At 64.0% G+C, this 11,990-nt stretch carries 14 protein-coding genes (1 of these 14 only partly in view); 3 read left to right on the top strand and 11 right to left on the bottom strand.

Annotated features, from left to right (window positions below):
* The 4 genes from dapE to dapD all read right to left on the bottom strand — a co-directional run.
* Nucleotides 1–274, bottom strand: the beginning of a protein-coding gene (gene dapE / locus OGR47_RS14215) for a succinyl-diaminopimelate desuccinylase (RefSeq protein ID WP_165052871.1). It extends 884 nt beyond the left edge of the window; the window shows 274 of its 1,158 coding nt (coding positions 1–274); the start codon lies at nucleotides 272–274; the stop codon falls past the left edge of the window.
* 173 nt (nucleotides 275–447) lie between these two features.
* On the bottom strand, nucleotides 448–675 hold the full coding sequence (locus tag OGR47_RS14220) for a DUF1902 domain-containing protein (RefSeq protein WP_165053266.1): 228 nt from the start codon (nucleotides 673–675) through the stop codon (nucleotides 448–450).
* Between the two features lie 42 nt (nucleotides 676–717).
* Nucleotides 718–1,197 carry a hypothetical protein gene (locus OGR47_RS14225; protein WP_165052873.1) on the bottom strand — a complete coding sequence of 160 codons (480 nt, stop codon included), beginning with the start codon at nucleotides 1,195–1,197 and terminating at the stop codon, nucleotides 718–720.
* A complete protein-coding gene (gene dapD, locus OGR47_RS14230; protein ID WP_165053269.1) occupies nucleotides 1,197–2,054 on the bottom strand; it encodes a 2,3,4,5-tetrahydropyridine-2,6-dicarboxylate N-succinyltransferase in 858 nt (285 codons plus the stop codon). The genes OGR47_RS14225 and dapD overlap by 1 nt, the downstream gene beginning before the upstream one ends.
* A gap of 169 nt (nucleotides 2,055–2,223) precedes the next feature.
* Between dapD and OGR47_RS14235 the strand changes: the two genes are divergently transcribed.
* Nucleotides 2,224–2,727 carry a DinB family protein gene (locus OGR47_RS14235; protein WP_165053272.1) on the top strand — a complete coding sequence of 168 codons (504 nt, stop codon included), beginning with the start codon at nucleotides 2,224–2,226 and terminating at the stop codon, nucleotides 2,725–2,727.
* Between the two features lie 199 nt (nucleotides 2,728–2,926).
* Here the strand turns inward: OGR47_RS14235 and OGR47_RS14240 are convergent, their stop codons facing one another.
* From OGR47_RS14240 to rpmH, 7 genes are all read right to left on the bottom strand, one after another.
* Nucleotides 2,927–4,024 (bottom strand): metallophosphoesterase, encoded by a 1,098-nt coding sequence (locus tag OGR47_RS14240; protein WP_165052875.1) that lies wholly within the window; start codon nucleotides 4,022–4,024, stop codon nucleotides 2,927–2,929.
* Between the two features lie 96 nt (nucleotides 4,025–4,120).
* Complete coding sequence (locus OGR47_RS14245) at nucleotides 4,121–4,867, bottom strand: pyrimidine 5'-nucleotidase (RefSeq protein WP_371824429.1); 747 nt, start codon at nucleotides 4,865–4,867, stop codon at nucleotides 4,121–4,123.
* A 107-nt stretch (nucleotides 4,868–4,974) separates the two neighbouring features.
* Entirely contained in the window at nucleotides 4,975–5,841 is an 867-nt protein-coding gene (gene argB, locus OGR47_RS14250) for an acetylglutamate kinase (RefSeq protein WP_165052878.1), read from the bottom strand.
* Between the two features lie 181 nt (nucleotides 5,842–6,022).
* A complete protein-coding gene (gene yihA / locus OGR47_RS14255) occupies nucleotides 6,023–6,670 on the bottom strand; it encodes a ribosome biogenesis GTP-binding protein YihA/YsxC (protein WP_165052880.1) in 648 nt (215 codons plus the stop codon).
* 357 nt (nucleotides 6,671–7,027) lie between these two features.
* Complete coding sequence (gene yidC / locus OGR47_RS14260) at nucleotides 7,028–8,803, bottom strand: membrane protein insertase YidC (RefSeq protein ID WP_165052882.1); 1,776 nt, start codon at nucleotides 8,801–8,803, stop codon at nucleotides 7,028–7,030.
* Nucleotides 8,800–9,240: a ribonuclease P protein component gene (gene rnpA, locus OGR47_RS14265; protein ID WP_165052884.1), complete on the bottom strand. Its 441-nt coding sequence runs from the start codon at nucleotides 9,238–9,240 to the stop codon at nucleotides 8,800–8,802. The genes yidC and rnpA overlap by 4 nt, the downstream gene beginning before the upstream one ends.
* 40 nt (nucleotides 9,241–9,280) lie before the next feature.
* Nucleotides 9,281–9,415: a 50S ribosomal protein L34 gene (gene rpmH, locus OGR47_RS14270; protein WP_165052887.1), complete on the bottom strand. Its 135-nt coding sequence runs from the start codon at nucleotides 9,413–9,415 to the stop codon at nucleotides 9,281–9,283.
* 526 nt (nucleotides 9,416–9,941) lie between these two features.
* Between rpmH and OGR47_RS14275 the strand changes: the two genes are divergently transcribed.
* Both OGR47_RS14275 and OGR47_RS14280 read left to right on the top strand, forming a co-directional pair.
* Nucleotides 9,942–10,538: a TetR/AcrR family transcriptional regulator gene (locus OGR47_RS14275; RefSeq protein ID WP_165052889.1), complete on the top strand. Its 597-nt coding sequence runs from the start codon at nucleotides 9,942–9,944 to the stop codon at nucleotides 10,536–10,538.
* An 84-nt stretch (nucleotides 10,539–10,622) separates the two neighbouring features.
* Nucleotides 10,623–11,792, top strand: a complete 1,170-nt coding sequence (locus tag OGR47_RS14280; protein ID WP_165052891.1) for a YncE family protein — start codon at nucleotides 10,623–10,625, stop codon at nucleotides 11,790–11,792.
* Nucleotides 11,793–11,990 lie beyond the last annotated feature (198 nt).

Below are 11,990 nucleotides of genomic sequence, written 5' to 3' on the forward strand. Positions count from 1 at the left end.
CCGCGAAAGGGTCTGCGCTCCAACGCGCGACGTCGCCGGCGGGCACCACATCGGTGTGGCCGGCGAAGACCAAATGCGGGGCGCCGGCGCCTATTTTTGCGAAGAGATTATCGACGTCCGGCGTGCCGGGCTCGGTGAAGCGCAGCCGATGCGTCTCGAAACCGGCCGTTTTCAATTCGCGCGCCACTATATCGAGCGCGCCGGCGTCGGCGGGCGTGACCGAAGGGCAGCGGATGAGATCGCGGGAGAGGGAAACGGCGCGAGAGAGGGGCATATCAGAAAGCCTTCGGCAGATGTTTCAACTCGAACAGCTCGCCTGGGGGCGTCATTTCCCGGGGGCTGGAGGCCCGACCGGGAAGCCAGAGCCGCGATGGCGCTGATGTTGCTCTGGATTCCCGATCGCTCGCTTCGCGAGCGTCGGGAATGACAAAGTCGTTCGGCGCGCCATCAGCCGCAGGCGAGCGCGAGGCGCGTTTCGGCGCGAAATGTCAGCGCAAGGTCGCCGGAAAAGCCCTCGTTCAGGCCGAGCAGACCCGGCAAAATGACCCGCACGTCGTCGATCATAGCCTGCCAGGTTTCCGCCTCGACGACGAGGCCCGGCGCATCGTCGCTTGTCGCGATCCAGACGCGCGCCTCGTCGTCCCATTCCGCGTCGATTTGGACAGGATTCGGCATGGACAAAAAGGTCGGCCTCTCCCTGCCGGTTGTCAAGAAAGCTCACGCTGCGCGCGCTTCCTTGAACCCCAGCTCATACACGGACCAGGCGATCACCCCAATGAGCACGGCGTCAACGCCCCAGACCCAATAGATCGGCATCACCTCCGCGACGCGCGGCTGCAGCCAACGGGTCGCGCCGTCGATCAGCGCGACGAGCGGCGCGAGGCCCGCGAGCGCGACCGGCGCGGGAAGGCCGAGGTCGCGGAAGCGCTTGGCGGAGAGGTTCACATAGCAGACCGCGACGAGCAGGATCGCAAAGGCGTAGACGATGACAAAGCTGTAAGCCACAGCGGTCATCGGCACGAAGAACGGGTCCTTGGCGAGATCGTGCTCCGTATAGGGCGAGAGCGCGAGCCAGATGAGGAAGAAAGGCGCAATCACCGCCGCCAGCGCGCCCGCGCCCTTGAGCCATGTGGCGCGGTCGAGGCGCCCCTGCTCGGTGCGGTAGAGGAAGCGGATGCGCTCGGCGTCGATGGCCATCAGTCCCTCAGAAGCTCGTTGATGCCGGTCTTGGAGCGCGTCTGGGCGTCGACCGTCTTGACGATGACGGCGCAATAGAGCGAGGGGCCGGGCTCGCCATTCGGCAGCGGCTTGCCGGGCAGGCTCCCCGAAACGACGACCGAGTAAGGCGGCACATAGCCCGTATAGATCTTGCCCGTGGCGCGATCGATGATCTTGGTCGAGGCGCCGATGAAGACGCCCATCGACAAAACCGAGCCCTTCCCGACGACGACGCCCTCGACGACCTCCGAGCGCGCGCCGATGAAGCAGTCGTCCTCGATGATAGTCGGATTTGCCTGCAGCGGCTCCAGCACGCCGCCGATGCCGACGCCGCCGGAGAGATGGACGTTCTTGCCGATCTGCGCGCAGGAGCCGACCGTCACCCAGGTGTCGACCATCGTCCCGGCGTCGACATAGGCGCCGAGATTCACGAAGGACGGCATCAGGATCGCCCCCGGCGCGACATAGGCCGAATGGCGCACGATCGCGCCCGGCACGGAGCGGAAGCCCGCCGCGCTATGCTCGCCCGCGCCCCAGCCGACGAATTTGGAAGGCACCTTGTCCCACCAGGTGGCGCCGCCGGGCCCGCCCGCGATCACCGCCATGTCGTTGAGACGGAAGGAGAGCAACACGGCCTTCTTGAGCCATTGATTGACCTGCCAGGAGTCCGGCCCCTCCTTGCCCTCGATCTTCTCCGCGACGCGCAGCTTGCCGGCGTCGAGCAGGCGCAGCGCGCTGTCGACGGCGCGGCGGATATCGCCCTGGGTCTCGGCGGTGATATTGGCGCGATCCTCGAAGGCGGCGGTGATGAGGGTTTCTAATCCGGTGTGCGGCATGAAGGTCTCATGGGTGGAGAAAGCTGGGCCGGGTTGTAGGCGCATGGCGGGGGGAGTCAACTCTCGCGCCAGTCGCAAAGCCGCGCCTTGCTCTTGACGCGGACGCCGGCGCGCCTTGCAAAGAGGAGGCAGCGAAAAGGCGATTTTGATTCACGAGAAAGGCAAGCCGATGATCGACCCATCCTTTGCGCGAACGATGGCGCGCTACAATCAATGGCAGAACCAAAACCTCTATTCCGCCGCTGACGCCCTATCCGACGAAGAGCGGCGCAAGGACCGGGGCGCTTTCTTCAAATCGATCCATGCGACGCTCAATCATTTGCTCTGGGGGGATCATATGTGGCTCAGCCGCTTCGCGGGGGGGCCGCAGCCGGAGTGTAGCCTGGATGACTCGAACGCGTTTCGCGCCGAATGGGCGGCGTTGAAGGCCGACCGCGAACAAACCGACTTGCGGCTGATCGACTGGGCGGACAGCCTCGACGCTGCGGCGCTCGAGGGAGAGCTCGCCTGGTATTCGGGCCTGCTTCAGCGCACGATCACCAAGCCCAAGCAACTTGCCGTGGTTCACATCTTCAATCACCAGACCCACCATCGCGGGCAGGTTCACGCGATGCTCACCGCCGCAGGCGCGCGCCCGCACGGGACGGATCTGGCGATGATGAACTTCTCCTAGTTTTCTCTGAATCGAGTGGCGTTGACGCCCCTCGCGCTTCGAGACGCCTGCTCCGCAGGCTCCTCAGCATGAGGGGCTTTTTTATTTTACGCCAGACACTTAGGCCTCACCCTGAGGAGGGCGCGAAGCGCCCGTCTCGAAGGGCGCGGCCGCCTCGGAAATAGCCCCATAGACGCAGGCCTATGGGGTTTCTTCAACCTTACTGGCAGCTCGTCAGCGGGTCTTTGCAGAAGGGCACATTCTGCCAGCTGAAGAGATTGGCCGAGCGGGGATCGATCGTCAGCTTCAGCCATTCCGCCGGCGCGACGGTCGAACCCTGCACGGTGACGCGGGTCAGATTCGGCACGGGAATGGTCTTGTGGATCTGGCCCGTGGCGCTCGTCGGATCGGCGAGAGGCTTGTCGACCGTGAAGATATGCGAGTCGCCGTTGAGCAGCAGCACCGGCTTGCCGAAGGCGACGCTGAGGCGCGCCAGCTCATTCACGAAGCCCGTATAGCCGTCGAGTCCGTCGCCGCCGGGCGCCGCCGCGAAGTGGTCCCACATATCGGCCTGAATGCCGATCACGACGCCCCTCATGTGATAGCGCATGGCGAATTGGAAGGCCGTATTGAGCCAGCGAATCGCCGCGGCCGTGCGGTCGGCGATTTCCTGCTGATGCGCGGGGCCTTCGAAACCATTCGTCCAGGCGTTCTTGTCGTTATTCGAGCCTGGCATGTTCAGGGTGAGGAACATCACGCGCGCGTCCGACCACAGCACGTTCTCGACATATTGCGCGTCCTTGGGGAAGTTCGGGTCGAACTTCTCGGCCTGGGTGTAGACGGTCTTGTCGGTGAGCCCGAGCGTGTGGCCGGGACGTGAGAAAAACAGGGTGCGGATCGAGGCGATTTCATTGAGCGGCGCGCTCGTGGCCTCCTTGGTGCGATGGCAGTCGGTCCACTCATTGTCGCCCGGCGTATAGACGACCGGCGACTTGAACTGCTGGAAGAAAGAGAAAATCTTCTGATTGTAGCCCGGATCGGACGCCGGAACCGGCGGCAGGATGCCGGCGCTGGTGCAGGGCATGCTGCCAGAGTGAATGTCGCCGAGATGCATGACGAGGCTGACGTCCTGGTCCTTATTGACCGACTCGATCAGCAGCTTCGCGTTGTCGATCAGCAGCTTGTTGTAAGGCCAGTCGCCGAAGACGGCGATCGTCTTGCGGGCGGAATCTTCGTGCTCGTCGCGCTCTTCGGCGAGCGCGGGCGCCTGCGCGGCGCATAGGGCCGCAAGCAAGGCGGCGGAAAAGAATTTTTTCATTGTGGGCTCTCCATCCATCGGCCCGTACGATCGACGCAGCCGGCGGCTGGAGGCCTAAGCAATGGCCAAGACAGAGCAGTGTCGCCCGGATGACGGTTAAGTGTCAGCGACGAGCGCTTCGAGAAAGCCCACGAGGTCGTCGGTGACGAAATCGACATGAGGCTCGTCGCCGCGCGCGACCTCCCAGGCCTCGCGCTCGACCGCCTCCCCCGCGCCCGGAAGAACAAGCACCGTCGTCATCCCGCGCCTGTGCGGCACGAGGAGATTGCGCGGAATATCCTCGAAAAACACCGCGCGTCTTGGCTCGACCTTCAGCCGCTCGAAGAAACGCTCATAGGCGGCCTCCTCCGGCTTGGCGATGAAATCGGCAGCGATGATGTCGAAAATATCTTCGAAGAGATGGTCGATCCCCAACTGTTTGGCGGTCGCGATCGCATGATGGCGCGAGCCATTCGTCAGGATGAGCTTGCGGCCTGGCAAAGCGGCGACGGCTTCCGCCAGCGAATGATTATGTTCGAGCGACGAACGATCGATGTCGTGGACGAATTCGAGATAGGTTTCGGCCTCGACTTCGTGCTCGATCATCAGGCCGCGCAGCGTCGTGCCGTAGCGCAGATAGTAATGTTTTTGCAAAGCGCGCAGCGAGATGGCGTCGAGGCCGAAGAGGCGCATCATGAATAGCGTGATGCGCGCATCGATCTTGGGCCAGAGGTCGGCCGTCTGCGGATAGAGAGTGTTGTCGAGATCGAACACCCATGTGTCGATGTGGGAGAAGCGATCGCGTAGCCCCCTCTCCCCGCTAGCGGGGAGAGGGTTGGGGTGAGGGGCCGGGGGTTTCGTCACGGGCGCACTCAATTCCCTCACACCGCGATCAGCATCTCAGCTAATCGCCTCGCCCCTCACCTAACCTCTCCCCGCGAGCGGGGAGAGGGACATAACCTCATGGGCCCCTAGCGCGTGATCAGCGTGCCGGCGCCGTGGTCGGTCAGCAGTTCGATCAGCACCGCATGCGGCAGCTTGCCGTCGAGGATCACCACGCCCTCGACGCCGCGCTCGATCGCATACATGCAGGTCTCGACCTTGGGGATCATGCCCCCGGTGATCGTGCCCTCGGCGATGAGGCCTGGGATGTCGGCGACCTTCAGCTCGCGGATGAGCTCCTTGTTTTTATCCAGCACGCCGGGAACGTCGGTCAGGAACAGCAGGCGCTTGGCGCCGAGCGCGCCGGCGATGGCGCCCGCGAATGTATCGGCATTGACATTGAAGCTCGCGCCGCCCGGCCCCTGCGCGACAGGCGCCAGCACGGGGATGAGCTCGCGGCCGAGCACCTGGTCGAGAACCGTGGTGTCGACCTTGTCGGGCTCGCCGACATAGCCGAGATCGACGCCGTCCGAGCGTTCGAGCTTCTTCGCCGTGAGCATGCGGCCGTCCTTGCCGGTCAGGCCGATGGCGCGGCCGCCTTCGGAATTGATGTAGCCGACGATCTGCTTGTTGATCGACCCCGCGAGTACCATTTCGACGATGCCCATCGTCTCGCCGTCGGTGATGCGCAGGCCGTCGGCGAATCGCGATTCGACGCCGAGCCTATTCAGCATGGAGCCGATCTGCGGTCCGCCGCCGTGCACGACGACGGGATTCACGCCGGACTGCTCGAGCAGCACCATGTCGCGGGAGAAATTGCGCGCGACCTCGTCGTCGCCCATGGCGTGGCCGCCATATTTCACGACAACAATTGCCTCGTCGTAGCGCAACATATGCGGCAACGCCTGCATGAGGATGCGGGCCTGTTCGAGCGCGCTTTCAGTGGTCGCGGTCATGGGAATTTCCCCGGTCGTTTGCGCTGTTCCGTCCCTCCCAGTCCCTCCCGTTTCGGAAAGGGGACGCTCACGACCGGCCATCCTGAATTGCCGATGAGGCCCCGAATCTGCTCCCTCTCCCGCAATGCGGGGGAGGGCTGGGGAGGGGGCGCTGCGACCTAGCCCGTTCGATCCTTCATATTCAAGCCCCCCGCTCAGCCAGAAGCTGGGCGACGGCGCCGCGCAGCGCCGGAATCCCCTCCCCCGTTTGCGAGGAGGTGAAGATGATCTCCGGATAGGCCGCCGGGCGCTTGGACAGCGCCTCGGTGGTCGCGGCGACGACGGCGGCGCGCTCCGAGACCTTCAGCTCGTCGTGCTTGGTGAGAACGACCTGATAGGAGACAGCAGATTTATCGAGGAGATCGAACATCTCCTCGTCCACGGGCTTGACGCCGCGCCGCCCGTCGACGAGCACGAAGACGCGCGCGAGCGAGGCGCGGCCTCTCAGATAATCGCGCATCAGCGCGCCCCAGCTCGCAACTTTTTCCTTGCTCACGGCCGCATAGCCATAGCCGGGCATGTCCACGAGCCGCAGCCGCTCGGCGCCGGGCTGCCCGCCAAGCGCAAAGAAATTGAGCTGTTGGGTGCGCCCTGGCGTATGCGAGACGCGCGCGAGCGTCTTGCGATTGGTCAGCGCATTGAGCAGCGAGGATTTGCCGACATTGGAGCGGCCGGCGAAGGCGATCTCGGGCGGCCCAAGCGGCGGCAGATCGCCCGCCTTGGCGCTGGCGAAGATGAAGTCGCAAGGGCCAGCGAACAGAAGGCGGCCGTCTTCGAGAAAGTCAGTCATGGCGTTCGGCGGCCGGCCAGAAGCGATCGGAAGAATTTCCGACCTCTCGAGCCCCCATCTCTCCTTTACGGCACATCGCCGACCTCGTCATGGCCGGGCTTGTCCCGGCCATCCACGCCGGGCGGATGACGGCGAAAGCTGGGCCAGTGTTGGAACACGGCGCGAGGGAAGCCAAGCCTGCGGGCGCTTAACCCTTAGCGATACCCATCCAGCTAGGCCGAGCCCCTCGGCGTGGATGGCCGGGACAAGCCCGGCCATGACGGTCTAGCCTTCAAAAGCCACCGGGAGGGCGCCGAGCGGACCGCGCGCCTTCAGGCTCGCCTCAATGCGCGCCCGACGGCGCGCGGTCCATCCGGTTTAAGCCTGCCCGAAGGTCTTGCGCAGATTGTCCCACAGTTCGAACTTCACGCCGGCGCGCTTCATGATCACGCCCTGCTGAGTGATCGACAGCAGATTGTTCCACGACCAATAGATGACCAGGCCCGAGGCGAAGCCGCCCATGGTGAAGGTGAACATCACCGGCATCCAGGCGAACATGGTCTTCTGGATTTCGTCGGTCGGCTCCGGGTTCATCTTCATCTGCAGCCACATGGTCACGCCCATGACCAGCGGCCAGACGCCGAGCGCCAGATAGGGCCCGAAGAAGGCGATGTGGGTCGGATCGAAGGGCAGCAGGCCGAAGAGATTGAAGATATTGGTCGGGTCCGGCGCCGAGAGGTCCCTGATCCAGCCGAAGAAGGGCGCGTGACGCATCTCGATCGTCACGACGAGCACCTTATAGAGCGAGAAGAACACCGGGATCTGCAGCAGTACGGGCAGACAGCCACTCGCGGGATTGACCTTCTCCCGCTTGTAGAGCTCCATCTGCGCCATGTTGAAGGCGTGCTTGTCGTCGCCGAACTTCTCTTTCAGCTCTTTGATCTTCGGCTGAATTTCCTTCATCTTGGCGATCGACTGATAGCTCTTGTTGGCGAGCGGCAGGAAGGCGAGCTTCACGATGACCGTCACCGCCAGGATCGCGACGCCAAAATTGCCGAACAGCTTGTAGAGGAAGTCGATCAGGCGGAACATTGGTCGCGTGATGAAGTAGAACCAGCCCCAGTCGATCAGCAGATCGAAGCGCTTCAGGCCCGGATTGGCCTTATAGGCGTCGAGCGTGTCGATTTCCTTGGCGCCGGCGAAGACATAGGTCGTCGTCTCGGCGCTGGCGCCGGGCTCGATCGTCTTCGGCTCGCTGACTGTGTCAGCCTGATAGGTCTTGTTGGCGCCGCCCATGGCCATATAGCGGGCCTCGAAAGCGGTGTTCTGGTCCGGCGCGACAACCGCACCCCAATATTTGTCGGTGAAGCCGACCCAGCCGCCGACGCCCTTGAAGGTCTTGGTGTAATTGGGCTCTTTCTCGATCTTGTCGTAGTTGAGCTCTTCCGCCTGATCGCCGATCACCCCGACATAGCCTTCATGCAGGGCGGCGTAGCCGGCGGACGGCGGGCGGCCGACGCGGATGACGCGCGAGAAGGTGTAGAGCGGCGCCGGCTTGGCGGACTTGTTCTCGACGCTGTCCTTGATCGTGAAGAGATACTCGTCGTCGACCGAAATGACGCGCTTGAAGACAAGGCCCTGGCCATTGTCCCAGGTGAGCGTCACCGGCTTGGCGGAGGTGAGCTTATCCGTGTCGGCCGTCCAGACCGTCTCGGTCGTCGGCAGCGCCGGCGCGTTTTCGGTTTCGCCGGTCAGATAGCCGAGCTCGGCGTAATAGGCGCCCGGCGCGTTTTCCGGCGAGAGCAGCGTGATGATCGGGCTCGTCGGATCGACGGTCTGACGATAGTTCTTGAGAGACACGTCGTCGATGCGGCCGCCCTTGAGGGCGATCGAGCCGGAGATCGTGCGCGTGTCGACGGCGATGCGCGGGCTTTCGGCGAGCGCCTCGTCGCGGGTGCGGGCCAGCTTGATCGGCGCAGCGGCGCCGGCCTTATCGGGGGCGCCGAGCTTCGGGATCTTGGCCATCCGCTGCTGCTCGACCTGCGCCTGGCGTTGCCGCTCCATCTCCGGAAAGGCGTAGAAATAGTCCCACAGGCCGATGAAGATCATCGAGAGCGCCGCGGCCACGAGCATGTTTTTGGTGTTTTCCGTCATGACGCGGCAGGCCTGTCTTTCTGTTTAGGCCGGGCCTTCGCGGCGCTGCGCTCATCGAGCCGCGCGAAGCCTTGGGCCATCTGACTGACGATTTCGACGAATGGCGCGTCTAGCGCCCCTCGCCGGGCGACGAACACGTAATCGCGGCCGGGCCGCGCGCCAAGGTCTCCGCTGATCCGGAGCGCCTCCTTGAGACGGCGGCGGATTCGATTGCGCCCGACGGCTCCTGCGACCTTCTTGGTGACAGTGAAGCCGAAACGAGCCTCCGCTGGAGAGACCGTCTCTTCCGGCCCGCCCTGCCCCGCCATCTGAAGCGTGAACAAGCGCGCCGAAAAGCGCGCGCCGGTCTTCGACGCACGCACGAAATCCTGGCGCCGGCGCAGACGCGCCAGCTTTTTCTCGGGCTTTTGCGATTCGACGGGGGCGTCGGTCGTCATTTCAGCCGTCCGCCTGTTCCGTCGATCGCGAGAAGCCCTATCAGGCCGAGAGGCGCTTGCGGCCGCGGGCGCGGCGGGCAGCGATGACGGCGCGGCCGCCAACGGTGGCCATGCGGGCGCGGAAGCCGTGACGGCGCTTGCGCACGATTTTGCTGGGTTGATAGGTTCTTTTCACCGAATATCTCCGCTTGCGAACCGCGGCCCCTCCGGCCTTGGCCCGCCTTCCGATACGCCCTGCCCGCTTTTCCTTCCCGCCGCGCTCGAAAAGCGCAGGGGACCGCCGATCACGGGACGGCAAAACAGATTTGACGCCGCCCCTCTCGGAGCGGCGCCGCGGGTCGCATATAGGAGAAAGGCTCAGCGCAAGTCAATGACGCCGCCGTCCGTTTTCGGACAAATCCAGAGGCGTCACAGGACCGCGAGCCAAGCTTGCTCAGGCCGCTGACAAAGCGGCGCCGGCGCCCCTCGCCCTTCGAGACGCCTGCTGCGCAGGCTCCTCGGCATGAGGGGCTTTTGCATCTGCGCCAAACACTTAGACCCCATCATGAGGAGCGAGCGGCGCTCGCGTCTCGAAGGACGAGGCCGCCTCGGAGGTTTGCCGAGAGACCGCGAGAACATTCAGGCTTGCATTCTTGCTGCGCGCCGAAGGCGCGCAGCCCGGCCATTTGACATTGTAGACGACCGGTCTAATAATCATCACCATGTCAGATCGCAAGAATACCGACGAAACCCGCAAGCGCCTGCTCGACCATGGCGTCGCGCTGATGCTGATGAACGGCTATCGCGGCGCCGGCCTCGCCGACATCCTCAAGGCCGCGCAAGTGCCGAAGGGCTCCTTCTATTATTATTTCGAGAGCAAGGAGGCGTTCGGCACCGAGGCGATCGCGCATTATCTCGCGCCCTTCCTGCGCCGTGTGGGCGAGCGCCTGCGCGAGCCGGGGAAGAACGGGCTCGACGCCCTCGCCGCCTATTTTCGGGAGCTCGCCGGCGAGCTGGAAGCCAATGGCTTCAAGGGCGGCTGTCTGCTCGGCAATCTCATGGGGGAAATCGCAGACGCGAGCCCCGCTTCGCGCGCGGCGTTGAAGCAGGGCGTCGATCACTATCGCGATCTTCTCGCCGAGGGGTTGGCGCGTGCGCAGACAGAGGGGGTCGCGCGCAAGGACCGATCGACCCGCGCCATGGCCGATCTGCTGATCGACGGCTGGCAGGGGGCCATGTTGCGCATGAAGATCGAACAATCCGCTGCGCCGCTCCACGCCTTCATCGAGGAAACGCTCCTCGGTTATTGCGGGGCCTGACCTAGTTTCACAAGGAGGCAGCCACCCGATCTTTTCGTCAACACAAGATAGACGACCGGTCTAATACCAAAGGGAGAGAAACAAATGAAAAGAACAGCCGCCTTTTTCTGCGCGCTGACAGCCTTCGCCGCCGCGCCCGCGCAATCGGAGATCCTGGCTGCGCTCAATTATGAGACGAAACCCGGCGTCTCGCCCCGAAGCGAAGGCGTGGCGATCATCGACATCGACCCCGCGTCGCCGAATTTCAACAAGATCGTCAAGGACGCGCCGCTGCCGCCCGACTTCGTCGCCCATCACATCTATTTCAACAGAGACCGCACCAAAGTTTATGCGACCTCGCTCGGACGCTCGGCGATCGCGGTTTACGACATCAATAAATTTCCGGCTGACCCGGAAATGTTTCCCGTCCCCGACTGCAAGGTCGGCGAAGACATGGTCTTCACCTCGGATCGCAAGCGCTGGTTCTTGAGCTGCATGGGCTCAAGCAATGTCATCATGGGCGACGCGCAAACCAACCGGACGCTCGCCGTCATCGGCGCGCCCAAGCCCGCCGCCGGCGAGCCCCCGCGCCCCTTCATCGAACATCCTCACGGGCTGACGCTGAACGAGAGCCTCGATCTCCTCGTCGTGACGAGCACGGTCGACCCGGCGGACTTCTCTAAAGCGGGCGAAACCATCACGCTCGTGCAGGCGTCGAGCGGAAAGCTCCTCGCCACTCAGAAAGTCTCTCAAAAGCCCTCGCCCGCCGCCGAGGCGCCGGTCGAGACCGCCTTCGCGCCCAAGCGGGCTCCGCAGACGGCCTTTGTCACCAATATGCTCGGCGGGACGCTGTGGAGCGCCGCCTGGAAAGAGGCGGACAAGTCTTTCGACCTCGCCAAGGCCTACGACTTTTCGGCGATCGGCCAGGGCGTGCCGCTCGAAATGGAGTTCAACGAGACGGGCGACCGGCTCTATGTGACGACCGCCAAACCCGGCGCGCTCAATATCTTCGACATTGCCGAGCCCACGCAGCCGAAGCTCCTCGCCTCGATCCCGGCCGCGGCGGGCGCGCATCATTTCGTCTTCTCGCCGGACCGCCGCTACGCCTTCGTCCAGAACAGCCTGCTCAACCTGCCGGACATGAACGACGGCTCGGTGACCGTGATCGATCTCCAGGCCGACAAAGTGGCGGGCAAGATCGACGTCCTGCAGAAGGCGGGCTTCAATCCCAACTGCATCATCCTCATGCCGCAGTGGGACACGGATAACGATTGAGGCGGCGACCCACTTCCAGGCAGGCCAAGGGCCTGACCGGGAAACCGGAGTCAAACTAGCCGCCCTTCGTCATTGCGAGGAGGCGAAGCCGACGAAGCAATCCGGGGCAGCCATTGCGGCCCTGGATTGCTTCGCTTTGTTCGCAATGACGGCGCTGGTGTTGCCCTGGATTGTCGACTTCGCCGCACTGCGAAAAAC

It is taken from the genome of Methylocystis sp. MJC1 (assembly GCF_026427715.1).
In the GTDB taxonomy this organism is placed as follows: Bacteria; Pseudomonadota; Alphaproteobacteria; order Rhizobiales; family Beijerinckiaceae; genus Methylocystis.

Bases quoted from the DNA above. Each gene is read 5' to 3' on its own strand.
- OGR47_RS14280 (WP_165052891.1), top strand. From the start codon at position 10,623: ATGAAAAGAACAGCCGCCTTTTTCTGCGCGCTGACAGCCTTCGCCGCC.
- OGR47_RS14220 (WP_165053266.1), bottom strand. From the start codon at position 675: ATGCCGAATCCTGTCCAAATCGACGCGGAATGGGACGACGAGGCGCGC.
- yidC (WP_165052882.1), bottom strand. From the start codon at position 8,803: ATGACGGAAAACACCAAAAACATGCTCGTGGCCGCGGCGCTCTCGATG.
- rnpA (WP_165052884.1), bottom strand. From the start codon at position 9,240: ATGACGACCGACGCCCCCGTCGAATCGCAAAAGCCCGAGAAAAAGCTG.
- OGR47_RS14235 (WP_165053272.1), top strand. From the start codon at position 2,224: ATGATCGACCCATCCTTTGCGCGAACGATGGCGCGCTACAATCAATGG.
- OGR47_RS14275 (WP_165052889.1), top strand. From the start codon at position 9,942: ATGTCAGATCGCAAGAATACCGACGAAACCCGCAAGCGCCTGCTCGAC.
- yihA (WP_165052880.1), bottom strand. From the start codon at position 6,670: ATGACTGACTTTCTCGAAGACGGCCGCCTTCTGTTCGCTGGCCCTTGC.
- OGR47_RS14225 (WP_165052873.1), bottom strand. From the start codon at position 1,197: ATGGCCATCGACGCCGAGCGCATCCGCTTCCTCTACCGCACCGAGCAG.
- OGR47_RS14240 (WP_165052875.1), bottom strand. From the start codon at position 4,024: ATGAAAAAATTCTTTTCCGCCGCCTTGCTTGCGGCCCTATGCGCCGCG.
- argB (WP_165052878.1), bottom strand. From the start codon at position 5,841: ATGACCGCGACCACTGAAAGCGCGCTCGAACAGGCCCGCATCCTCATG.
- dapD (WP_165053269.1), bottom strand. From the start codon at position 2,054: ATGCCGCACACCGGATTAGAAACCCTCATCACCGCCGCCTTCGAGGAT.